The following is a 23098-nucleotide window of genomic DNA, read 5'->3' on the forward strand; positions in this document are numbered from 1 at the left end:
TATGCTGAATGGGGTAAAACCCTGAGGCTAAATGCTTATACGATATGGCATCATTAAGATACGAATCGCAGACAAGGGAACCACTGGTAACCGGAAGCAAGACCTATCACCAGGTAACGGAAGACATCATTCGTCCTATCGAGACGAAGCCCTCCACACTCTGGAAGGTCGGCTTTACCATTTCAGTTATCTTCTTGCTGTTTGGTGTTTACTCGGTTTACCGTGAAGTGGCATATGGAATCGGGGAGTGGAACCTCAACAAAACCATCGGCTGGGGTTGGGACATCACCAACTTCGTATGGTGGGTAGGTATTGGTCACGCCGGTACGCTGATCTCCGCGATCCTCCTGCTGTTCCGCCAGGGCTGGCGTACAGGGGTGAACAGGGCTGCGGAAGCGATGACTATTTTTGCGGTAATGTGTGCTGGACAATTCCCGATCTTCCACATGGGTCGTGTCTGGATGGCATTCTTCGTTCTTCCTTACCCTAACAGCCGCGGACCACTCTGGGTGAACTTCAACTCACCACTTCTTTGGGACGTATTTGCGATCTCTACTTACTTTACTGTTTCCCTTTTGTTCTGGTACAGTGGACTTATTCCTGACCTGGCAACCGTTCGTGACAGGGCAAAAGTAAAATGGCGTAAACATATGTATGGGGTGCTGGCATTCGGCTGGACCGGATCCACCAAGCACTGGCAGCGTCACGAAGCACTCTCCCTGGTTCTTGCCGGTCTGAGTACGCCACTTGTATTGTCAGTTCACACAATCGTATCTTTTGACTTTGCGACATCCGTAATTCCCGGATGGCATACTACGATCTTCCCGCCTTACTTCGTAGCGGGTGCGATCTTCTCAGGATTTGCAATGGTACAGACCCTGCTGATCATTACGAGAAAGGTCCTTGATCTTGAAGATTATATCACCATGGAACATATTGAAGTAATGAACAAGGTAATTGTTCTTACCGGCTCCATCGTTGGTATTGCATATATAACTGAATTGTTTATCAGCTGGTATGGTCAGAACACATATGAGATTGCTGCCTTCCGTAACCGTTGGGACTTAAGTACGCCGTACGGATGGGCCTACTGGCTGATGATGAGCTGTAACGTGATTGCGCCTCAGTTTTTCTGGTTCAGGAAACTGAGAAGGAACCTGCTTTTCACTTTCTTTATGAGTATCATCGTTAACGTTGGTATGTGGTTCGAGCGTTTTGTGATCATTGTTACTTCAATTTACCGCGACTATATTCCGAGCAGTTGGAGTACGTATTACGCTCCAACAGTATGGGAAGTCGGATTTTATATGGGAACATTCGGTTTGTTCTTCACCTGCTTCTTCCTGTTTTCCAAGTACTTCCCGGTAATTGCCGTTGCCGAGATCAAGCATATTCTTAAGAAGAATGGGGAAAGCTATAAAGCGGATATGGGTGAAGAGGAGAAATCAACAGTTGAGCATTTTGCCCACGAACACGCACATGCTCACTAATTGAAATGTAAAAAGTGAAAACTAAAGGGGAGCACCCTTAGCTTTTGACTTTTGAATTTTAAAATTCTGAATTTGTAAAAAATGGCTATAAAAAAATTCGTAGTAGGCTGTTTTGATGATGAAAAGGTTTTATTCCCTGCAGTGAAGAAAGTTCGCAAGTCAGGGTATAAGATCCATGACGTATACACTCCGTTTCCGATCCATGGCCTGGACCAGGCAATGGGACTGAGGGACACCAGTCTGCATACGGCAGGTTTCATCTACGGTATCACAGGAACAACGACTGCCCTTTCCTTCATGGGATGGGTGTTCAAGACGGACTGGCCCCTGAACATTGGTGGTAAGCCGAACTTCCCTCTTCCGGCTTTTATTCCAATTACGTTCGAGCTTACCGTTCTTTTTTCTGCGGTAGGCATGGTACTGACCTTCTGTTACCTGTGCCAGCTGGCGCCTTTTGTGAAGAAGCACCACTTTCATGCACGTGCTACTGATGACCTGTTTGTGATGGTGCTTGAGTGTGGCCCGAAAACGAATGAAGAAGATGCTAAAGCATTTCTTGCTTCAGTTGGTGCGAAAGAAATTAATGTGCAGGTAGCGGAAGCTGACTGGTGGCTGGGAAGATATGATAAGGAGGAAAAACTTTTTGAAGCCGGTAAAACGGTTGCACATAGCTAAGAACCCAACAAAACGGAAAACAGATTAGAATAATGAAGAAGATATCCATAATAGCTGTTTGTATCGGTGCACTGGCAATGACTGCCTGCAGTGATATAAAGCGTAAGCCTGGAAGGGCCTATATGCCCGATATGGCCGATAGCCGTGCCGTTGAAACATATACGGATCCCCGCACATTGCAGGATAAGAACATCAATTACACCGGGAATCCTGTAGCCGGAACCGTTAGCCGTGGCGAAGAGGTGATCTATAAAATGCTTAAGGATACAACCGGTTCATATGGACCTGCTGCGTCAATGAAGAATCCGCTTCCGCGGCTTGATACGGTTGCCCTGGTTGAGGCAGAGCGTTTGTACCTGATCAATTGCGGTATCTGTCATGGTGGTAAGCTTGATGGTAATGGACCGTTGTATAAAGATGGAACAGGCCCATACCCGGCAGCTCCTAAAAATTTCATGTCAGATGATATGAAGAAAATGACTGACGGCACTTACTTCCATTCTGTTACTTATGGAAAAGGAATGATGGGTTCTTATGCTGCTCAGCTCAGTCCTAAGCAGCGTTGGATGGTGATCCATTATATCCGCAGCAAACAGGGTGTTGGCGCTGGTGAGGCACCTGCAGCAGCTGATTCAACAGCAACTGCTGCTAAATGATGAAATAACCAATTTGACCAAACGATAAATTTTTGAGAATGTCTTTCAGAGAGCAATTTGTAATACCTGCCAGGTTCAGGATGTGGTCGTTGATACTGATGGGGGTGGGATTGGTTTCTATCCTCGCCGGATATTTTATCTATGGTACAGGTGATGAACATCACCAGGCCAGGTTCTGGGGTACATTGTTATACAACAGTGTTTACTTCCTGCTCGTGGTCAATGCCTCCATGTTCTTTATATGTGCGACAACCCTGGCAATGGGTGGCTGGCAAATGTCTTTCCGCAGGGTTACTGAAGCGATCTCTGTTGCGGTGATTCCTATCGGCATTATTTCAGGTGTTATCCTGCTTGCTCTAGTACTGGGTCACCAGCATCATATTTTTCACTGGCTGACTCCTGAAGGTGATAAGATCCTTGAAGGTAAAAGCGGGTTCCTGAATCCGACCTTCTTTATTGTGTGGACTATACTTTCTATTGGCGGATGGATCTTTCTCGGTGCTAAGATGCGTAAGCTGAGCCATGAGCTTGATAACCGCGAGCCGCTGTCTGTGGCAGAGGGACGTGCCTATATTTTCAAGAATACTATCTGGGGTTCAATCTTCCTGGTTTGGTTTGCACTTACTGTAGCGTCTACTGTTCCCTGGCTGTGGTTGATGAGTATCGATGCACATTGGTACAGTACCATGTACAGCTGGTATACATTTGCCTCCAGCTTCGTAGCAGGTGTTGCGCTGATCACGCTGTTTGTGATCTACCTGAAGAATCATGGTTACCTGGAACTCGTTAACCAGGAACACCTGCATGATCTCGGTAAGTTCATGTTTGCGTTTTCAATTTTCTGGACCTACCTGTGGTTCAGCCAGTACATGCTGATCTGGTATGCCAACATCCCTGAGGAAACCGTGTATTTCAAACATAGGGTCCAGGGACCATACAGGGGAATTTTCTTCCTTAACCTTATCGTGAATTTCATTGCACCGCTCTTGCTGCTGATGAGAAGAAGCAGCAAACGGAACTATACCTTGCTTGTGTTTATGGCAGTATTGATCCTGCTGGGTCACTGGATAGATTTTTACCAGATGGTAATTGCGAGTATTGCAAAAGAACATGTTGAATTGAACTTCTTTGATTTTGGTGTGGCAGCCGGGTTTATCGGTCTGATCATGTGGAGCACCGGAAACGCGCTTTCGAAGCGTCCATTGCTGGCGAGGAACCACCCTTTCTTCAAGGAGAGTGTAATTCACCATACGTAAGAATTGATCAAGTAAACAAAAGCTGTCAGAACAAGCATTCATTAAAAACTTTGTATAAACACGGTATAAAACATGTCAACGTTATTAATCATTGCGATCCTGTTGTTGGGTTTTATCGTGGTCTTTCAGATCGCAAAAGCCAGCGAGTATGTATCGGTGTTGAAAGGGGAGAAGAAGACTTTTGAGCAGAACAACCGCATCAATGGTTTCCTCCTGCTGGCCTTCCTGATTGTAGGGCTGATAGGTGTGTATTGGTGTAATGAGTTGTTTAAGGGCAAGATCCTGGGAGAGGCCGCTTCAGATCATGGTGAGAAGATCGACACGATGTTGTACATCACTATCGCCATTACAGGAATCGTATTCCTGGTTACCCAGATCCTCCTGTTCGTATTTGCGTTCAAATACCAATATTCAGAAAAGCGTACTGCATTCTATTATCCCCATAATAACAAGCTTGAGGTAATCTGGACTGTGGTGCCAGCAATTGCTCTGACTGTACTGGTTGGATTCGGTTTATATTACTGGTTCAAAATCACTGGTGATGCGCCAAAAGAAGCCAATGTGGTAGAGATCACTGGTAAGCAATTTGGATGGATCTATCGTTATCCGGGTAAGGATAAAGTATTCGGTAAGAAATATTATAAGGACATCGATGAAGGTCAGCTCAACCAGCTTGGACTTAAGTGGGACGATAAGGCATCGCATGATGATATCGTAACGAACGAAGCACTTTACATGGTTGTAGGTAAGCCGGTGAAACTGGTGATCAACAGCCGCGACGTGGTTCATGATGTGGGCCTGGTTCATTTCCGGATGAAAATGGATGCTGTGCCGGGTACTCCGACCACTATGTGGTTTACACCTAAGTACACGACTGCCGAGATGAAAGAAAAAACAGGTAATCCTGATTTTGAATATGAAATTTCCTGCGACCAGATGTGTGGTAAAGGGCATTTTTCAATGAAAGGAATTGTGAAAGTGGTTAGTAATGCGGAGTATATTCTCTGGTTGGCAAAGCAGAAAACAAATTATGCTATGTCACATCCGGAGGAAGTAAAACCAGCTCCGGCTGCTACTGCCGACAGTACGGTAACTGCAGCAGTGAACAATTAATATTTTTATCTAATTAAGTGCGTACCTCCCGGACTTTTAAGGCAAAGAGCCGGGAATTAAACTGATACAAATGAGCAACGAAGCGACATTGCACGGACACTCAGAGGTGACAACAACACATGACGTTCATCATGATGAACATCATGGGCATCATCACAAGGAAACATTTATTACTAAATATGTTTTCAGCCAGGATCACAAGATGATCGCCAAGCAATTCCTGATCACAGGTATTATTTGGGCTATCATAGGTGGCTTGTTCTCTGTGCTGTTCCGTTTGCAACTGGGTTACCCGGATCAATCCTTCCCAATCCTGGAGGATATTCTCGGTAAGTGGGCGGCAGGTGGTAAAATCCAGCCTGAATTCTACTATGCACTGGTTACGATGCACGGCACAGTTCTGGTGTTCTTCGTACTTACTGCGGGTCTGAGCGGAACATTCGCAAACTTCCTGATTCCACTGCAGGTGGGCGCACGCGATATGGCGTCTCCTTTCATGAATATGCTGAGCTACTGGTTCTTTTTCATCGCCAGTATGGTAATGATATCTTCCCTCTTTGTACAGACTGGTCCCGCTTCAGGTGGATGGACATCCTATCCCCCGTTGAGTGCCCTGGGCGATGCATCTGAAGGGTCGAAAGTGGGTATGGACCTGTGGCTGGTTAGTATGGCACTGTTTGTTGTATCATCGCTGTTAGGTGGATTGAACTATGTTTCCACCATCCTGAACATGCGTACAAAGGGCATGAGCATGACCCGGATGCCACTTACCGTTTGGGCATTGTTCTTCACTGCGGTATTGGGGATCCTGTCGTTCCCTGTACTGTTCTCAGGTTTTATCCTGCTGTTGTTCGACCGCCATGCAGGTACCAGCTTCTACTTGTCTGATATTTTCCTGGCTTCTACACAAAAGGCATTGCCTAATGAAGGTGGAAGCGCGATCCTGTACCAGCACCTGTTCTGGTTCCTGGGTCACCCCGAAGTATATATCATCCTCCTTCCTGCGATGGGTATGGTATCGGAGATCCTGTCCACGAATGCCCGCAAACCGATTTTCGGTTATATGGCTATGATCGCTTCGATGTTTGCGATTTGTGTACTCGCATTCCTCGTATGGGCACACCACATGTTCGTAACCGGGTTGAACCCGTTCCTCGGATCATTCTTCGTGTTGCTGACACTGCTGATCGCGGTTCCGTCTGCCATTAAGGTGTTCAACTGGCTTACTACGATCTGGAGAGGTAACCTCCGGTTCACGCCTGCGATGCTGTTCTCACTCGGATTCGTGAGCATGTTCATCTCCGGGGGCCTTACCGGTATTTTCGTGGGTAACTCAACCCTGGATATCCACCTGCACGATACATACTTCGTAATCGCTCACTTCCATATCGTAATGGGTGTGGCTTCTTTCTTCGGGATGTTCGCCGGTGTATATCATTGGTTCCCTAAAATGTATGGACGTTACCTGAATAATACGCTTGCCTACATCCACTTCTGGATCACGCTTGTAGGAGCGTACCTGATCTTCTGGCCAATGCACTACCAGGGTCTGGCCGGGGTTCCGCGTCGATATCTCGATTTCAGCGGATGGGCATCCTTCAACCAGTTCGACGGTCTTAACCGCTTCATTTCAATAGTTTCGATTATCGTATTCGCAACACAGCTGTTGTTTGTGTTTAATTTCTTCTATTCCATTTTTAAGGGCAGAAGGGTTACCACACAGAATCCATGGGGTTCGGCGACCCTGGAATGGACAACGCCAATTCGTCCAGGTCATGGAAACTGGGATGGAGAAATTCCGGAAGTACATCGTTGGGCATATGATTATGGTAAGGATGGACGTGAATTCATTTCACAGACCGAGCCGGTAGGTGCGAATGAAAGTAAACACTAATCAGGGTTTATTCATCCGGACAAAAGATCTATATATGAATGCCCTGATGTCATGTCAGGGCGTTTTTTTAAGAGACAAAAATTTTGATCGATAGTTTAGATGCAGCAGAAGGATCCGGTTCAGCCGGTTAATAAGCATTCACTGGGTGCACGGTTGCGTGATTATATGCTGCTCGTGAAGTTCTCTTTGACAATAATGGTGGTGTTTTCAGCAGTGATCAGTTACCTGCTGGCACCAAGGGTGGTAGATTATGACTGGTCAATGATCAGCATTTTTTTCCTGGCGGGATTCCTGGTAACCGGGAGTGCCAATACCATTAACCAGGTGGTGGAAAAGGATACTGATGCACTGATGAAGCGAACAGCCAAAAGGCCGATTGCATCCGGACGGATGTCCGTTGTTCATGGCTGGGTGTTTGCTGCGGTAACCGGGGTGGCAGGAGTGTACCTGTTGGGGTATTATTTTAACCTGCTGTCAGCAGGGCTTGCAGCATTCAGCCTGTTCCTGTATGCGTTCATCTATACTCCGCTCAAGAAGGTGAATTCAATTTCCGTTCTTGTCGGTGCTGTACCCGGTGCATTGCCCTGTCTTATCGGTTATGCAGCTGGTAATGATGTGATAGACGCCGGGGGGTGGGCATTGTTTGCGATCCAGTTTTTTTGGCAATTTCCCCACTTTTGGGCAATAGCCTGGATCGCGCACAAGGATTATGAGGCAGCAGGCTTCAGGTTGCTGCCTTCCGAAAAGGGTCCGACTAAATATTCGGCAGTACAGTCGATCATTTATTCGTTGCTCCTGATACCGGTTGGGTTACTTCCTTATTTTGCGGGAATTACCGGTTGGGTAAGCCTGCTGGTGGTCCTTCTGGCTAATATTGTGATGGTTTACCTGAGCGTCCGTTTGTATGTTGATATGGAAACCAGGGCTGCACGCAGGGTTATGTTTGGAAGTTATTTTTATTTAATGGTTGTATACTTTGCTTTACTGGCCGATAAAGTAAGCCAGGTAGCAGGGTGAGGAAATAAAAATTTGAAGTGAGTATGAATACAGAAGCAGTTGTTATGGATCAAAGGAAACGCATTCATCCCAGCAAGTTCATGTTATGGGTTGCGATAGGCAGCATTATAATGATGTTTGCCGGATTGACCAGCGCATATGTGGTTAAGCGTAGCCTTCCCGGGTGGGCGACTTTTGAAATGCCGGCATTATTCTGGTATTCCACCGCGGTCCTGGTATTGAGTAGTATCACTATGCAGTTGGGATTACAGGCCTTCCGGCAGCGGGAGAGGTCAAAGTATCGCCTCATCATGGGAATTACCACATTGCTTGGGCTTTTATTTGTGACATTGCAATGGAACGGCTTTAACCAGCTTTGGGCGTCAGGTATCACTTTTGCGGGTGCAGGCGCAGGTCAGTTCCTGTATATTATCGCCGGATTGCACGCGTTCCACGTAATTGGTGGAATGGTTGCGCTGATCATCATGTTCCTTCGTGCGCTGAGCAAAAAAAGGCGGAATTATGATGTGGTGCCGGTTGAAGTTATGGCGACCTACTGGCATTTTGTGGATTTGCTTTGGGTGTATTTGATGGTATTTTTTCTGTTAATGCAATAATGCATTTGTCCTTATATCGAATTAAATTTGCGAATCAATCTTAAAAACTGAACATGGCACAAGCAGTACCTGCAGAACAAAAATGGTGGAGTGGCGGCAGAAGCCCCTTCAACGTTGAGTATGGCAAACTGATGATGTGGTATTTCCTGATGAGTGATGCTTTCACCTTTGGTGCATTCCTGATCTCCTATGGCACCATCCGTTTCTCCAGCAACTCATGGCCCGACCCCAACGAAGTATTCCAGTCTTTCCCCGGGTTAGGCTCCGGATATCCGCTTGCTTTTGTGAGTCTGATGACATTTATCCTGATCATCAGTTCTGTTACCATGGTGCTTGCTGTACAGGCCGGACACGCTATGGATAAAAAGGGTGTTGTTAAGAATCTGATCTGGACCATTATTGGTGGTCTCGCATTTCTTTCCTGCCAGGCCTGGGAATGGACTCACCTGTTCCATGAAGGTGCGTGGTGGGGTAGGAACCCGTTCGTTAACATGGACGGCTCACAGGCGTCTACCAACTTTACAAACTTCTTCTTCACCATTACGGGCTTTCACGGATTCCACGTATTCAGCGGTGTCATCATCAATATCATTATGCTGATCATGGTGCTTAATAATGTGTTCGAGCGTCGTGGCCATTACCTGATGATCGAAAAAGCAGGCCTTTACTGGCACTTTGTAGACCTCGTATGGGTATTCGTATTTACTTGTTTTTACCTCATTTAACCCTTTAAAGATCTACCTCCATGGATAATTATCAAGAAGTAACGCACGTACATGAGTTTGATAGGGCCGCCGGAAAAAAGGAAGTTATCCGGATTACTGTGATCCTTTCTGTGATTACTGTTATTGAATTGGGTCTTGGTTTCTGGCTGATCTCACTTGAAAGCGAGTTTGTACGCCACCTCGTTAAGGGTGCTATCTGTATTTTCATGTTGGCAAAAGCTTTTTATATCGTAGGTTATTTCATGCACCTTAAACATGAATTAAGGAACATGATCATGACCATCGTTGTTCCGCTTCTGCTTTTCGTTTGGTTTATCATTGCTTTCCTGGCGGATGGCAGCTCATATAAGAATCTTAAGAACACCTATGATCCTTATCATAAAGAGCAAAGTCAGAAGAAGGCTGAAAAACCTGCACATGGAAGCGGCGAGCACGAGCCTGAGGCGAAGAAGAAAGACGCGATGGAATAAGGCTGAACTGTGCTTTCAAGATTTTAACATAACGCTGAAACCATCGTCCGCGGACGATGGTTTTTTATTTATTCATCAACAGGATAACTGAATAATTTGAACAGAAAAGCTTTATTGGGTTTATGCCTCGCGCTACTCCTGCCCCTCATCTGTTACTGGATCGTAGATTACTTCGGCGGCGATGCAGTTCATATGCCACGCAGATACTATGTGGACACGGTTATGACTTCTGTCGTCGACGGAAAAGAACGTACCGATACTGTTTGGCATAAGGTTGCGGACATCGAACTTACCAACCAGCTGGGTAATAAAGTTTCACTTAGCGATCTTCCGGGCAAAGTGATCGTGGCCGATTTTTTCTTTACCCGATGCCCGTCGATTTGCCCGCATATGACCCGCAACATGAAAAAGCTTCAGCAATCACTGAAGCTGAAAGACGACACCCGTCTGGTTGATACTACATTTGTTCAGTTCCTGTCATTCAGTGTAGATCCGGAACGTGATGACCCTGAGCATCTCAAGCAATACGCGGATCGTTACGGTATAAATCATGACGTATGGTGGTTGTTGACCGGCGACAAGAAGAAGATTTATGATTTTGCTTTGAATGAAGTGAAGCTGTCTGCCGTTGACGGTGAAGGGGTGGACTCGAATTTCATACACACAGAAAAATTTGTGCTTCTTGATAAGGACCGGGTTGTGCGGGGGTATTACAATGGATTGGACAGTATGGCAATGGCACAGCTGGCAGGTGATATCGTTAAAATCAAGCTTGAAAAAGACAAAAAGAAAAAACGGAAATTATTCAGTAATTAATTGGCAGATTATGTTACAGGCAGTTATCAGGAAGAATGACAGGCAGGCCAGGTGGCTGATTGTAATTCTTTCGATTGTAGTTTTTGGTGCTGTGGTGCTGTTGTCAAGGGTCCAGCTTAAAGTTGACCTGGGTTTTGACATTCATTTATTTGCACGGATCAATGCTTTTATCAATGGCACCGTCAGCGTTCTGTTGTTGGCTGGTCTGATTACTGTCAGGAACCGCAATTACCTGGCGCACAAGAAGATTATGATCACCGCGGTAATACTTTCGGCTATTTTCCTGGTTTCCTATATCTGTCATCACCTCTTTGCAGGTGATACAAAGTTTGGCGGTGAAGGCGTCATAAGGCCGATTTACTTTTTTATCCTTATCACCCATATCATCCTGGCTGCTATTATCCTGCCCTTCATCCTGTTCACCGCGTACCGGGCATTAACCGGCGAATGGTCAGCCCATAAAAAACTAGCAAGGATAACCTGGCCAATCTGGTTTTATGTTGCAGTGACTGGTGTGTTAGTGTACCTGATGATCAGCCCATATTACGGCACCGCCTAAACGAAAATTTGTAACTTTCAAAGGTATAAACCCGCCAAATGAGCATTCCTCCTTCACCATTTCGTGACCTCCAGAAGCTTTACAGGATCTTTTTGTATAGTCACATTGGTTCTGTGATCATTTCGGTGCTCATCGTTTCCCTTAGCTTAATGAAGCCTTTTGCTGCGGTGACGCTCGACCGGCTGCTCCAGGTGATTGCAGTATTGTACTCTTTTCTTGCCGTTATAGTGGGTCTTCAACTTTTTCGTCGCAGGGTGAACGCAATTCGTGAAAACAACCAGAGTGTACGGGATAAACTGGCGCAATTCCGCAGTGGATGTATTGTCCAGTGGGCACTACTTACAGGGGCTGGGTTTTTCTGCTCGATCAGTTATGTGATAACCGGGAACTGGGCATTTCCACTATTGGCTATTATGCTGATGGCGATATTCGGAGGTCTGAACCCATTCAGACAGAAAGTTATGTTACAACTCAGGCTCTCTGAGCAGGATGTTGCCGGTATGTGAAGGTTAGAGTTCGTTCGCCGGGTCCCAGAACAACTCCCTGAAATTTATTACAGTGTCATTTTCAACTGCAATCCCTTCATTTTCAAGAAGTTCCTGCATTTCGGTCGCGGAACCGAAATGTATCTTTCCCGTTAATTGACCATTCCTGTTAACTACTCGATGGGCGGGAACAGGGTTAACACCGGAATGTGATCCATTCATTGCCCACCCTACCATCCTTGCAGATAACCCGCTGCCCAGTGCTTTTGCGATCGCGCCATAGGTGGTAACCCGGCCTTTCGGCACCTGCTGAACCAATTGATATACCTGGTCAAAAAACGAATGCTCAGCTTTTCCGGAAGGAGTGATTTTTTTGAGCTGAGCGGTGGAACCGCCGGCAGTTTTGTTGACTTTGGGAGGTGATTTCTTTTTCATGATTGTTTCCTTTCATTCCGCTGCAGCAAAAGTTGTGATCTGCGTGGTTCTTCTACGTTAATATAGTCGAACGGGCAGTGAAGGCATCCATTTCCGCAGCAGGATCCTTTTTCCAGGTGATACTTTTCAGTCAGTACTATAAATCCTTCCTGGTTATAATAAAAATCGATTCCCTCAACCAGTTGCTTCTTCATTTTCAAATACCAATTCGTGTAGTTTTTTGTCTTGATCTTCAAGCCGTTGCGTGGGCAGGCGAAATGAAATATAGTGAATCCGGTTACTTTGTGCAATGTCCAGCGCTTCATAGTGCGTGGTGATCTTCAGTTCATCACTGACAGGCTGCCCCCCATGGACATCTTCAATGCTTTCCACCAATTCCAGGCCATAGAGCTCAATCACCATATGGGTGAACCGGTAAAGCACCGGTGAGTCCGTTTTAAGATGAACTATTCCCCCCGGTTTTAGTATTGACTGGTATAACCTGAGGAATTTGGGATGGGTGAGTCTCTTTTTGGCTCGGGAACGTCGTAATTGTGGGTCTGGAAAAGTTATCCAGATCTCACTTACTTCCTCAGGCGCAAAAAAGGTATTAATGCCGTCGATTTGTGTACGGAGGAATGCTGCATTATGCAGTCCCGCTGCAAGACTTTTCCTGGCGCCTACATACAGACGGTTACCTTTTATATCAACACCGATGAAATTGCGGTCTGAATAAAGTGCGGCCAGACCGACAGTATATTCGCCTTTTCCGCATGCCAGTTCAAGTGTAATGGGATTCGTGTTTCCGAAGTGTTCGTTCCATTTACCGGCCATGCCGGGAGGATTCTGTAAAACATTGGAAAATCCTTTCAACGCTTCAAACCTGAGGAGCTTTTTTTGACCCATAGCGTGCAAAGCTAGGCACTATTGGAAGAAATATTGTCCCGGCCGGACCGATTATTTGCGGAAATAACGGTAATCGCCGACGCGAATATGCAGGAGTGCCCCTTTCCCAACGGCTCTTGCCGCAACAGCCGAGGTACCTTCAATGAGCACAAGCTCGCCGCTGTCTTTGTTGAAAAGCCGGGCATTGATGGAGATTCGTCTTTTATCATTTTCCTGAATGAAGATTTCATCCTCGCACCAGCAACTTAAAGTTCCATCGGCATGAAGCCCGATTGTCCTTGTCAAGGTCCTGAGTGGTCGGATGAAATCTTCCTGGATGATTTCCTTCAGGGCTGCAAATTGAAACGATTGCAATTTCTTATTTAACTGCGCCAATTCCCTGCTGCTCATATGCTATCAGTTTGAATTTCTTTTTACCCCAAAAGATGGAAGCAACCTTGGTTTATTCCGTTTTCATTTGGTAATGATTTGTTACCTGACGTCAGGTTTCCTGATGGTTGCGCCGTCGTCAGTTACTTTCCCGATTCCGAATGTTACACCTACATTAATGCCGATGTTTCGGTTACGCTGTTCAACATTCACGTTTTTATTGACATCGGAAAAGCCGTTATAATAATTCAGGTCAAGGTTGAGCCAGGTGCGTTCTACCAGTCGATAATTGAAACCTGCAGCTGCAGCGATTCCAACGTCAACGGAATTGGCAACTTCTTTTGCCCTGGTCTTTGTGATGTGCTTTACATCACCATCGATGGTTTCAACTTCCCTTGTACCACCTACGAGGAAACCGATTGATGGCCCAAGCGCAACTTTTGGACGAAGCCGTTGTCCATATTCACCGAAGAAATAGTAAGCCTTTACCGGAATCCGGATGTAGTCAAGTCTTGTTCTTACAGTGTTGTTGTTACCTGATGTTTTTCCACCTTCAATAGACCATTTAAGGTCTGCGCCGAATCCCCAATGGGTAAGCGGACTGTAAACCAGGCTCAGACCGAGGTTTCCCGCAGGCTGGTAACCGGCATTGGTACTGTTGCTAAGCCATGTATGACCGAAGCCGGCTGATGGTCCAAGCGAAAGGTTGTCCTGTGCATTAACTTTTCCTGTCAGGCCCAGAGCAACTGGGATTGCCATAAGTACTACTCGCATAGTCGTTTTCATAACATTGCTGTTTTGTTCCCCGGGATGGGAAAAAAAAGTGGGCCAGAAGAGAAACGTTAAAATTTAGGGAGGCAAATAGTTAAAAAAATACTTCGGGGAAAATAATGAGGGGAAAAGAATCACCTAAACGCCTGCAGGGAAGTAAAAAAGCCCCTCCAATTAAGGAAGGGCTACCTAACAGCTGTAAACACACACATGAGAAAAAGGCGTGCGTACCGATTTTGTATTGCAGCATCACTGCAATCGTTGAGGGTAGTACAAAAAAATCCCGCTTAGGGGGCGGGATTTTAAAATGCTGTAGGGGGAGGAGTCGAACCTCCACGGGGCAGTTAGCCGTAGTACAAAGATTAGTGGTCAACCCTGGTCGGCTTTATCCCGGTACCGGTTACCCGGAACAGAGATACCAGTCGGCTCTATGCTACGTTTATCCTGGATTCCCCACCCCCGAGACGAGAGGGCATGTCTGCCAAAGATTTCATCACCCCACAGTATAAAGAACAAAAAAGCAATACGGTCGCTGTAGGAGGAGGATTCGAACCTCCACGGGGTCGTTAGCTATGCCGGAGCACAATTTGTCCAAGTTTCCCCACCCCCGAGACAAGAGGGCATGTCTGCCGAAAGTTTCATCATCCCACAGTATTAATCTCAAGAACTTTGATAAAGCAAATATACAACGATTCGTTCAATTGTTGCATATAATTCAATCAGAATAAAGAAATAATAGAAAATGTCTAAAATATATTATATTGCAATAGAAAATATCAAAATTAGACTTGCAAAATGGCAACCAAATTGAATTTAGACAAACTGGATTACCAGATCATTCATGAGATGATGGAAAATGCGGAGACATCTTATGCGGATCTTGGTAAAAAGCTCTTTGTTTCAGGTGGTACTATCCATGTCCGCATTAAGAAATTGCAGGAAATGGGGATTGTAAAGGGTACCCGTCTGAATGTTGACCTGAAGTTACTTGGTTATGACGTAATTGCATTCATCGGAATTTACCTGGAAAAAAGTTCTTTATATGATACAGTTGCACGTGAGCTTAGCAAAATCCCGGAGATAGTCCGCATGAACTATACCACCGGTAATTACAGCATTTTTGCCGAGATTGTTTGCAAGGATATTAACCAGTTAAGAAATGTTCTCCATGACCAGTTGCAGAAGATCAAGGGGATAGAGCGAACGGAAACGTTTATCTCACTTGACGAAAGCCTGAACAGGAATGTGCAGGTTCAACCATAGCCGGTATGAATTAAATTAATGGGTTATCTTTTCAGTGGATTCACTTAATCAACTTACGACAATGAACAGGATATTCAGATCGATATTATTTTCATCCATAATCATAATGTCTGCAACTGCCTGCGGCGGTGGTGGCGATGATGATGATCCACAACCGAGCGAAGCTGATCTTGCAATCACAACTACTCCGCCTATAAACGGACAGCAGGAGGCACCGGCAGTGGGGCCTGATTTTCCGCTATCTGTTACGGTCACATCAACCATGCCGCCCCAGGGTGTAAAGATCGAAGTCAGCGCGCGGACAGATGTTTCCGGCTCTGCACCATTTTATACAGAAGTGAAGAATACCAGTACAAAAACAACAAATTTTACGATCACCAATACGCCTCAGGGAACGTCTTGTCGTTTAACCGTTACTGTTTCATCTGTTTCAAAGCCATCGAACACCGTGAGTGGATTCTATCTCTATTCAAGAAAGTAAGTTAGTTTTTCACATCGAGCGCGTCCCTGATCCCGTTGCCAAGTAGATTGAAGGCAAGTACGAGCAGCATGATTGCGAAACCGGGAGCTAATGCCAACATCGGATTGTTAGTGATGATAAAGTTGTAGTTCTCCTTAATCATCCCGCCCCAGCTGGGTTGGGGTGGCTGAACTCCAACACCGAGGAAGCTTAGACCCGCCTCGATAACGATGGCGGAAGCAAAGTTGGCTGCGGCAACTACGAGAACTGGTCCTATTATATTTGGCAATATGTGTTTAAATATGATCCGGAGATCAGAATAGCCGAGTGCCCTAGCTGCCTCAACATATTCAATGTGCCGGATGGCGATGAGCTGTCCCCTTACAATCCGGGCAACATTTACCCACATCGTAAGTCCTACCGCGACGAATACCTGCCAGAAGCCTTTGCCCAGCAACAATGTAATTGCAAATACCAACAGGAGGGTCGGGACACTCCAGATCACATTAATGAACCACATAATGATATCATCCCACTTTCCACCATAATATCCTGCTATTGCTCCCAACAGCAGCCCGATCGTCAGGGAAAGAAACATGGCGATTCCTCCAACAAGCAGGCTCACCCGAACACCTATGATCAGCCTGCTTAATATGTCCCTTCCATACCTGTCAGTTCCCAGGTGAAACACCTGGGTTATGAAGTGTTTGGAAGGCGAATCCTCTATCACACTTAACGGGTAACTAATCCTTTCTGTGACCCCGTCATCGATGAATTTGCTGATCGTGATTGAGTCACCTGTTAAAGTAAATCCGGTTATGGGAATGAATTGAAACCGGTCAGGCCTGCCAGCGACAGTTCTTTCCAGGAAACTCACCGGTGCCGGTGCCGCTTCTTTGGGAAGCAGGAAAAATTGCTGACTGAAACCAGGTTTTTGTCCGCCGATTTCAATGATCATCCGGTTTGCGAATGGTGTGGGATCAGGCGCCAGCCAATAAGCCAGGATTCCTGTTGCCAACGACACAACAATGATGACCATTCCGATGACCGCTCCTTTGATCTTCAATAATTGCTGCCATCCTTTTGCTGGATTCGTCATGCGGTAAAAATAAGTAATTGACCTTACCTCGTTTTTCTCCCTTTCCATTCATAGGTACCAAACTGGCCGAATGTACCCGCAACTACTGTATATAAAATATGTACAGGTTGGAAAAAAGGAAAATATTTCATCAGGTCCGTGCGTGAATAAAATCGGGCGACTGAATAAACAAAGGGCCATTCAATGACTGTCTTTAATGCCAGTAGGGCGATGGCCGAATACAGGTAAGTGAGCGACAGTAAAGCAGCACCCATTGTTATAAGTAATAACAGGTTCAATATATAAACCAGCAGCAATACCCGAAACACCTTCTTGTCTTCATATACCTGCGCCTTACTGGCCCAGCGGATTCTCTGTTGCAGGAAAGCGTAGATTCCTTTTACCGGCTCGGTAAATACTATGGCATCCCGCTGTTTCAGGTAGGCGACCATTCCTGGAAAATGGTTTGCGATTTTATGCATCAGCAGCATATCGTCACCTGACGCGATATGGTCAATGCCTTTAAAGCCGCCCACCGCCCGGAAAGCAGTTTTGCTGTATGCCAGGTTTGCGCCATTACACATATTATGAAAGCCATTATGCACAGAGGCGGCTGTTATTCCCTGCAGGCATAAAAAATCAAGCGATTGGAAATTCGAAAGGATTCCATTGCCCCTGTTCATGCATACAGGTCCGGCTATAAGTACTGCGCCCGCTTCGTGGCACCGCACGATGTTTTTCAGCCAGCCAGGGGAAGCAGTACAATCTGCATCCGTGGTAACGATCAGGCTTCCGGCAGCCAGGGAAATGCCGGTTTCAATTGCCACTTTTTTGTATGCCCGTACGGTATTTTCATGTATATGCTCCTTCAATGACAGCAACCGGATATTTTCCTGCGCGAAGGATCTTACCACACCGGCAGTGTTATCAGTGGAATAATCATCTATCACAACAACTTCAAGTAAATTCTGGGGATAGTCCTGTAATAGAATTGAACGGATACAGGCACCTATCGATCGCTCTTCATTCCTCGCCGGGATGATCACGGTTACCGGTGTCCGCGGAACAAAGGAGGAATTTTCGGAAACGGAATGTTGTGGTAACCTGTGCCAGCCACGGAAATAATATGCGATCAGGACCGCATATACACTCAAGAGTATTATGGTTAACAGGTAAACGAAAATCATCCTGTCATCTTGTTCTTTATTCTATCTGCAATGGTAGCAGTAAATGGTTGTTTAAGCAAACCGTGGCCTGCATTGAGCAGCACAAGCTCGATTGCGGCGCCGTTACCGGATGCGAATCGTTCAAGGGCGGCAGCAGTAATTATCCGGTCGTGCCTGCCAGAAATGATCATACATGAAAGATTATTGACTCCTGGGAATATGGATTTCTTCCTGCGATTGGGACGAAAGTTCCGGAAAAGCATCCAGCGTTCATACAGTCTCCCGCGTTCTTCTGTGTCATCCAGGTAATAATGACCGACCCGGGTAATACCTGGGCCAAGCATCCCGGTGCGCAACCCAATCTTCATGATGGCGAACAGCCACCCGGGATGGTTCATAGTATAGCGAAACAGCCGGTTACCCGCTAGTGTACGGGTAGCAAACCAATACCATGGATTCACTTTTAATCCGTCGGGCGCCAGTAATACCAGTAATCGCAGGTCGCCCGGGAAATTTTCCGCAAATGCAAGCGCGAGTCGCCCTCCCATACTGTACCCCAATAAGGTAAACCGGTCGCTGGTATCTCCACACTCCTGTTCAATTAATCCCATTATTATTGAACGCAGGTCAGTAAGGCTGAAGCCTGGTTTTTCCCATTTCGTTCCCCCATGCAACGGAAGGTCGGGGCACAATAATGTAAACTCCGTGCCCGCGGTAACCCCGAGTTCGCGGTAAGACTCGCCCGTTTCTCCATACCCATGAAGGCAAACCATCAATTTCGGCCCCTGTCCGAAACGGTGATAGCTGATCACACCTGATTTTTGCTGAAGATTTCCTGTCATTTAAATCTGAAAGATAAGCCGGGGGTAATCCAAAATTTCCTGTTGCAGGTATAAAAATAAACACTTACATTTGGTTAGTTGTTTAACTAACTATATGCCAAACAACCAATTCAGGAAAGGAGAATTATACAGTTTTATAACAGGTAAGGCATCAACAGCAATAGCAAGACGTTTGCAAAAAAAGTTTAACGCGGCGAGTCTCAATCTGACCATCGAACAATGGAGTGTTTTGTACCAGTTATGGAAACAGGATGGGATTAGTCAACAGGAATTATGTAATGCGACCTTCCGGGATAAACCAAGTATAACACGGTTGGTCGACAACCTCGAAAAGCTAAAGCTGGTTAAACGGGTGTCATCAAAAGAAGACAGGCGGATGAATATGATCTTTTTGACGAACGAAGCGCGGAAAATGCAGGAAGCATCGATGGTGCTTGCTGAAGAAACGCTGAATGAGGCTTTGGAGAGTGTTCCTGCCGACCAGGTTGAGATTTGTAAGCAGGTGTTACAGATAGTGTATGACAACCTGAAATAAGCCAATAAATTTCTGACCATATAAAAAAGAGCTATGTCCAACGCAGCACAACAACAGGCAGCCGTCCTGAAAGGAGGTGAGTGGATCATCCGGGAAAGTTCACCTTTTGACACTTTTATTCCGGAGGATTATAACGAGGAGCAACGTATGGTAAAAGATATGTGTGCCAGTTTCCTGGACACGGAGATTCTTACCAACCTGGAAAGGATAGATAAAATGGAAGCCGGTCTGATGCCGTCGTTGGTTGAAAAGGCTGGTGAACAGGGATTGCTTGGGGCGTCGATTCCCGAAGACCTGGGTGGACTTGGAAAAGACTTCATCACAGCAACCCTGGTTAATGAAGGTCTGGGAGGCGGTTTTTCTTTCTCAGTTGCAGTTGCGGCGCACACAGGAATTGGAACATTGCCGATCCTGTATTTTGGAACTCCGGAGCAGAAGGCTAAATATATTCCAAAGCTCGCAACCGGCGAATGGAAAGGCGCATACGGACTAACCGAGCCGAACAGTGGCAGTGATGCGCTTGGTGCGAAAACAATAGCGAAACTCAGTGAGGACGGAAAACATTACATTTTAAATGGCCAGAAGTGCTGGATAACAAACGGCGGTTTCGCCGATGTATATACGGTTTTTGCTAAAGTTGACGGCGACAAGTTCACTGCTTTCATTGTAGAACGCGGAATGGAAGGTTTTACGCAAGGTCCTGAAGAACACAAAATGGGAATTAAAGGGTCTTCCACCGTACAGCTTTATTTCCAGGATTGCAAAGTACCTGTAGAAAACTTATTGGGGGAAACGGGGCGCGGTCACGTTATAGCATTCAATATTCTTAACATAGGCAGATTGAAATTATGTGCAGCTGCACTCGGCGGCGCGAAACGGGCTTTCAATATCAGTATTGCCTATGCGAATACCCGCGAACAATTTAAACAACCTATTGCGAATTTCGGTGCGATAAAACATAAGCTGGCAGAAATGGCAGTGCGGATCTGGGTGTGCGAAAGTGCCCTGTATCGAAGCTCAAAGTGGATCGACAACAAGGAAGCTGAACTTTTGGGTGCGGGCAAACCCTTTAACGAGGCCTTATTGGGCGCAGCTGAAGAATACGCCATTGAATGTGCCATGCTGAAGGTTTATGGCAGTGAAATGCTCGATTTTGTAGTCGACGAGGGTGTACAGATCCACGGTGGAAACGGGTATAGTGACGAATATCTAATTTCTAAAGCATACCGGGATAGCAGGATTAATCGCATTTATGAAGGAACAAACGAAATAAATCGCCTGTTGACAGTTGACATGGTCCTTAAACGGGCAATGAAAGGAAAGCTCGATCTGATGAATCCTGCCATGTCGGTAATGAAGGAGCTGATGAGCATTCCGGATTTTGGAAGTGGGGAAGAACTGCCATTCGATCAGGAAAAAAAGGCAATTGCCAATTTTAAGAAAGCCATCCTGATGACGGCAGGAGGTGCGGTTCAGCAACTGATGGCGAAGATCGAAGGCGAACAGGAAATATTGATGAATGTGGCAGATATGGCTATCGAGACATTTAATGCAGAAAGTGCGTTGTTACGGGTGATGAAACTGGTTGACCAGCGTGGCGAAGCGGCCTGCCAGATGGAACTGGATATCACCCGGACTTATCTGTATGACGCAGCAGACCGCATCAACAAGTTCGGCAAGGATGCAATTAATTCTTTTGCCCGTGGTGATGAGCAACGGATGATGCTGCTGGGCCTTAAACGGTTTACCAAACAGGCTCCCTTCAACAGCCGGGATGCGCGCCGTCGTATAGCCGAAAAAATCATTTCCGATAATAAGTTTCCGCTTTAGTAGTTTAGTTACAACCGAAATCCCGGCGTTAGGCCGGGATTTTTTTTATTTGATTTTTTCGTAGCTTTTAGGTCCTAAAGCAACAAAATGGAGATCCAAACACGTCGGGAATTCATTTCCGAAACTGGTAAGGCAACTGTAATGGGTGGACTGGGAGCATTTTCTTCAGCAACCTGGGAGAACCAGCTTCACCACAAATTTATCCACCATGTATACTTCTGGCTGAAACGGCCCGAAAATGAGGAGGATCGCGGGAAACTCCTCCAGGGTCTTCGAAAGCTGTCTGAAGTCAAAACCATCCGCATGTCGCACATCGGCGTTCCGGCGCCCACAAAGAGGGATGTAATTGACACATCCTATGCTGTATCCTGGCTCCTGGTATTCGACAACCCTGCGGACCAGGAAAGCTACCAGAAGGATCCGGTTCATCTCAAATTCATTGAAGAATGCAGTTCTCTATGGGAGAAGGTCATAGTTTACGACTCGATTGAGCCTGGCAGTTAGCCTGGCATCATAGCACCACAAATTGCCTGCTTTCCCCGTCATGTGTTCCGTTAACCCGAAACACATAGACTCCCTTTTTCAGATTCTGGTGGTTAATAGTATAATTTATTCCTGCTGAATTGCCCTTTTGCATGACTACACCGGCCATGTTGTAAACTATCACCGACCTGATCTGCACGTCAGGAAAGAGTAGTTCGGTACTTCCGGCCTGCTGCAACACCCTTGTTTCAGAAAGGCGCTGGTTTACCCTGATCGCTGCTGAATAGATGAGTTTGTTGTTGATATCAACGGCTTTGATCCTGTACCACGCGTTCGATAAAGGCCTTGTATCGTAGAATGTGTAATTGCCGGTTTGTCTTTCTTCGCTTACCTGAACGGTTCCAATGGAGCTGTATGACTGCCCGTCTTCAGAACGTTGCACCTCGAAGTATTTTCCCTCATTGTTATCATCCGTCTTCCATGTCAGCTTGTTTCGCTTATTGCTCTCAGCTGTTCCTTTGAAAGCTGTGAAACCCAATGGCAGCGTGGAGAAAGCCGAATAGTTTCCCCAGGTAAACTCCAGGATATTGGCGTCCTGGCCATTGTTGAATGTACCGCTTAGACGCATCGTTCCGGTAATCGTAAAGCTGTTCGAAAAATTTACATCAAGGTGATAGAAATAGAAGTCTTTTTTTACTGAGCCCTGGTAGGTACCTCCCATAGGAGATCCATTTAATGTCAGGTTCTCAATCGTAACCTGGCCGTTATCGCCATTATTGTGATTGAGCTTGTAATGCATTTGCATATAATTGATCTTGTTGTTGTACCCCGCTTTAACGGTGCCAACAAAAGTCATAATGTTATTAATCGTAGAAGTCTGAGTAGATACCGTTGTACCTGATCCGTTAACGGTTCTGGTAGTATTTGTGAACGTTCCGGCTATACGATCATATGAGATCACAAAATCTATGCGGGGCAGGTAGGCAAATGTTACCTGCTGACGGTTTGTTACAACAGTAAGGTCAGGAGTCCCGATGTACATAAATGCGCCAGAGCCACTAGTTCTAAGAGCGCGATACCTGACAGAAAGGACCGGGGTAATTTCAGCGACGGGTAATTCGCCGGCGGCCAGTTGGGCTTGTGTAGTTTCAAAAAAGGTGGTAGCAGCTACCAGTGCAAACAAAATGCATTTCAGAGTAAACCTGTTCATGAGGGTAGAATTAAATGTT

Annotated in this window: 27 protein-coding genes; 18 read left to right on the forward strand and 9 right to left on the reverse strand. The window is 46.0% G+C overall.

Annotated elements, in window-relative coordinates; all coding sequences use genetic code 11:
* Nucleotides 1–44: 44 nt before the first annotated feature.
* From nrfD to OI18_RS01690, 13 genes are all read left to right on the forward strand, one after another.
* A complete protein-coding gene (nrfD, locus tag OI18_RS01630) occupies nt 45–1490 on the forward strand; it encodes an NrfD/PsrC family molybdoenzyme membrane anchor subunit (protein ID WP_039136430.1) in 1446 nt (481 codons plus the stop codon).
* Nucleotides 1491–1571: 81 nt separating this feature from the next.
* The gene (locus OI18_RS01635) at nt 1572–2165 is read left to right on the forward strand and encodes a DUF3341 domain-containing protein (protein WP_039136431.1); all 594 of its coding nucleotides are present in this window, start codon (nt 1572–1574) and stop codon (nt 2163–2165) included.
* A gap of 32 nt (nt 2166–2197) precedes the next feature.
* Nucleotides 2198–2821 carry a c-type cytochrome gene (locus OI18_RS01640; RefSeq protein WP_052272770.1) on the forward strand — a complete coding sequence of 208 codons (624 nt, stop codon included), beginning with the start codon at nt 2198–2200 and terminating at the stop codon, nt 2819–2821.
* 38 nt (nt 2822–2859) lie between these two features.
* Nucleotides 2860–4077, forward strand: coding sequence for a hypothetical protein (locus tag OI18_RS01645; RefSeq protein ID WP_039136433.1), 1218 nt, complete (start codon nt 2860–2862; stop codon nt 4075–4077).
* Between the two features lie 72 nt (nt 4078–4149).
* Entirely contained in the window at nt 4150–5190 is a 1041-nt protein-coding gene (locus OI18_RS01650; RefSeq protein ID WP_039136434.1) for a cytochrome c oxidase subunit II, read from the forward strand.
* Nucleotides 5191–5260: 70 nt separating this feature from the next.
* Complete coding sequence (locus OI18_RS01655) at nt 5261–7084, forward strand: cytochrome c oxidase subunit I (protein ID WP_039136435.1); 1824 nt, start codon at nt 5261–5263, stop codon at nt 7082–7084.
* Between the two features lie 99 nt (nt 7085–7183).
* Nucleotides 7184–8101: a heme o synthase gene (gene cyoE, locus OI18_RS01660; protein ID WP_039136436.1), complete on the forward strand. Its 918-nt coding sequence runs from the start codon at nt 7184–7186 to the stop codon at nt 8099–8101.
* A gap of 23 nt (nt 8102–8124) precedes the next feature.
* A complete protein-coding gene (locus OI18_RS01665; protein WP_039136437.1) occupies nt 8125–8697 on the forward strand; it encodes a cytochrome c oxidase subunit 3 in 573 nt (190 codons plus the stop codon).
* A 53-nt stretch (nt 8698–8750) separates the two neighbouring features.
* Entirely contained in the window at nt 8751–9422 is a 672-nt protein-coding gene (locus OI18_RS01670) for a cytochrome c oxidase subunit 3 (RefSeq protein WP_039136438.1), read from the forward strand.
* A 20-nt stretch (nt 9423–9442) separates the two neighbouring features.
* A complete protein-coding gene (locus OI18_RS23545; protein ID WP_052272771.1) occupies nt 9443–9892 on the forward strand; it encodes a cytochrome C oxidase subunit IV family protein in 450 nt (149 codons plus the stop codon).
* A gap of 96 nt (nt 9893–9988) precedes the next feature.
* A complete protein-coding gene (locus OI18_RS01680; protein ID WP_039136443.1) occupies nt 9989–10708 on the forward strand; it encodes an SCO family protein in 720 nt (239 codons plus the stop codon).
* A gap of 10 nt (nt 10709–10718) precedes the next feature.
* Nucleotides 10719–11267 carry a DUF420 domain-containing protein gene (locus OI18_RS01685; RefSeq protein WP_039136446.1) on the forward strand — a complete coding sequence of 183 codons (549 nt, stop codon included), beginning with the start codon at nt 10719–10721 and terminating at the stop codon, nt 11265–11267.
* Between the two features lie 38 nt (nt 11268–11305).
* Nucleotides 11306–11773, forward strand: a complete 468-nt coding sequence (locus OI18_RS01690; RefSeq protein ID WP_039136448.1) for a hypothetical protein — start codon at nt 11306–11308, stop codon at nt 11771–11773.
* A 3-nt stretch (nt 11774–11776) separates the two neighbouring features.
* Here OI18_RS01690 and OI18_RS01695 read toward each other — a convergent pair whose 3' ends face one another.
* The 5 genes from OI18_RS01695 to OI18_RS01715 all read right to left on the reverse strand — a co-directional run bounded on the left by OI18_RS01695 (nt 11777) and on the right by OI18_RS01715 (nt 14227).
* Complete coding sequence (locus tag OI18_RS01695; RefSeq protein ID WP_082037811.1) at nt 11777–12187, reverse strand: MGMT family protein; 411 nt, start codon at nt 12185–12187, stop codon at nt 11777–11779.
* Nucleotides 12184–12381, reverse strand: coding sequence for a C1orf53 family protein (locus OI18_RS01700; RefSeq protein WP_052272772.1), 198 nt, complete (start codon nt 12379–12381; stop codon nt 12184–12186). Before OI18_RS01700 ends, OI18_RS01695 begins: the two co-directional genes overlap by 4 nt.
* Nucleotides 12362–13072 carry a tRNA (guanosine(46)-N7)-methyltransferase TrmB gene (gene trmB / locus OI18_RS01705; protein WP_039136453.1) on the reverse strand — a complete coding sequence of 237 codons (711 nt, stop codon included), beginning with the start codon at nt 13070–13072 and terminating at the stop codon, nt 12362–12364. Before trmB ends, OI18_RS01700 begins: the two co-directional genes overlap by 20 nt.
* Nucleotides 13073–13123: 51 nt before the next feature.
* Nucleotides 13124–13462 carry a hypothetical protein gene (locus OI18_RS01710; RefSeq protein ID WP_039136456.1) on the reverse strand — a complete coding sequence of 113 codons (339 nt, stop codon included), beginning with the start codon at nt 13460–13462 and terminating at the stop codon, nt 13124–13126.
* A gap of 81 nt (nt 13463–13543) precedes the next feature.
* Entirely contained in the window at nt 13544–14227 is a 684-nt protein-coding gene (locus OI18_RS01715; protein WP_052272773.1) for a porin family protein, read from the reverse strand.
* 780 nt (nt 14228–15007) lie between these two features.
* Here OI18_RS01715 and OI18_RS01720 point away from each other — a divergent pair.
* Together OI18_RS01720 and OI18_RS01725 are read left to right on the forward strand one after the other, a co-directional pair.
* A complete protein-coding gene (locus OI18_RS01720; RefSeq protein WP_039136458.1) occupies nt 15008–15475 on the forward strand; it encodes an Lrp/AsnC ligand binding domain-containing protein in 468 nt (155 codons plus the stop codon).
* A 61-nt stretch (nt 15476–15536) separates the two neighbouring features.
* Nucleotides 15537–15956, forward strand: coding sequence for a hypothetical protein (locus OI18_RS01725; RefSeq protein ID WP_152616695.1), 420 nt, complete (start codon nt 15537–15539; stop codon nt 15954–15956).
* 1 nt (nt 15957) lies between these two features.
* Here OI18_RS01725 and OI18_RS01730 read toward each other — a convergent pair whose 3' ends face one another.
* The 3 genes from OI18_RS01730 to OI18_RS01740 are packed head-to-tail and all read right to left on the reverse strand — an operon-like array spanning nt 15958 to nt 19021.
* Complete coding sequence (locus OI18_RS01730; protein ID WP_039136700.1) at nt 15958–17034, reverse strand: ABC transporter permease; 1077 nt, start codon at nt 17032–17034, stop codon at nt 15958–15960.
* A gap of 23 nt (nt 17035–17057) precedes the next feature.
* Entirely contained in the window at nt 17058–18167 is a 1110-nt protein-coding gene (locus tag OI18_RS01735; protein WP_160290180.1) for a glycosyltransferase, read from the reverse strand.
* Nucleotides 18168–18196: 29 nt separating this feature from the next.
* Nucleotides 18197–19021 (reverse strand): alpha/beta fold hydrolase, encoded by an 825-nt coding sequence (locus OI18_RS01740; RefSeq protein ID WP_039136465.1) that lies wholly within the window; start codon nt 19019–19021, stop codon nt 18197–18199.
* A 94-nt stretch (nt 19022–19115) separates the two neighbouring features.
* Here OI18_RS01740 and OI18_RS01745 point away from each other — a divergent pair, with 94 nt between their 5' ends.
* The 3 genes from OI18_RS01745 (at nt 19116) to OI18_RS01755 (ending at nt 21890) form a co-directional block, all read left to right on the forward strand.
* Complete coding sequence (locus OI18_RS01745) at nt 19116–19556, forward strand: MarR family winged helix-turn-helix transcriptional regulator (RefSeq protein WP_039136468.1); 441 nt, start codon at nt 19116–19118, stop codon at nt 19554–19556.
* Between the two features lie 33 nt (nt 19557–19589).
* Nucleotides 19590–21386 (forward strand): acyl-CoA dehydrogenase family protein, encoded by a 1797-nt coding sequence (locus tag OI18_RS01750; RefSeq protein ID WP_039136470.1) that lies wholly within the window; start codon nt 19590–19592, stop codon nt 21384–21386.
* Nucleotides 21387–21473: 87 nt separating this feature from the next.
* Nucleotides 21474–21890, forward strand: coding sequence for a Dabb family protein (locus OI18_RS01755; protein ID WP_039136472.1), 417 nt, complete (start codon nt 21474–21476; stop codon nt 21888–21890).
* A gap of 7 nt (nt 21891–21897) precedes the next feature.
* On the opposite strand, the gene OI18_RS01760 is transcribed toward OI18_RS01755, so the two are convergent.
* Entirely contained in the window at nt 21898–23079 is a 1182-nt protein-coding gene (locus tag OI18_RS01760; RefSeq protein ID WP_039136474.1) for a T9SS type A sorting domain-containing protein, read from the reverse strand.
* Nucleotides 23080–23098 lie beyond the last annotated feature (19 nt).

This window comes from Flavihumibacter solisilvae (assembly GCF_000814475.1).
GTDB lineage: Bacteria > Bacteroidota > Bacteroidia > Chitinophagales > Chitinophagaceae > Flavihumibacter > Flavihumibacter solisilvae.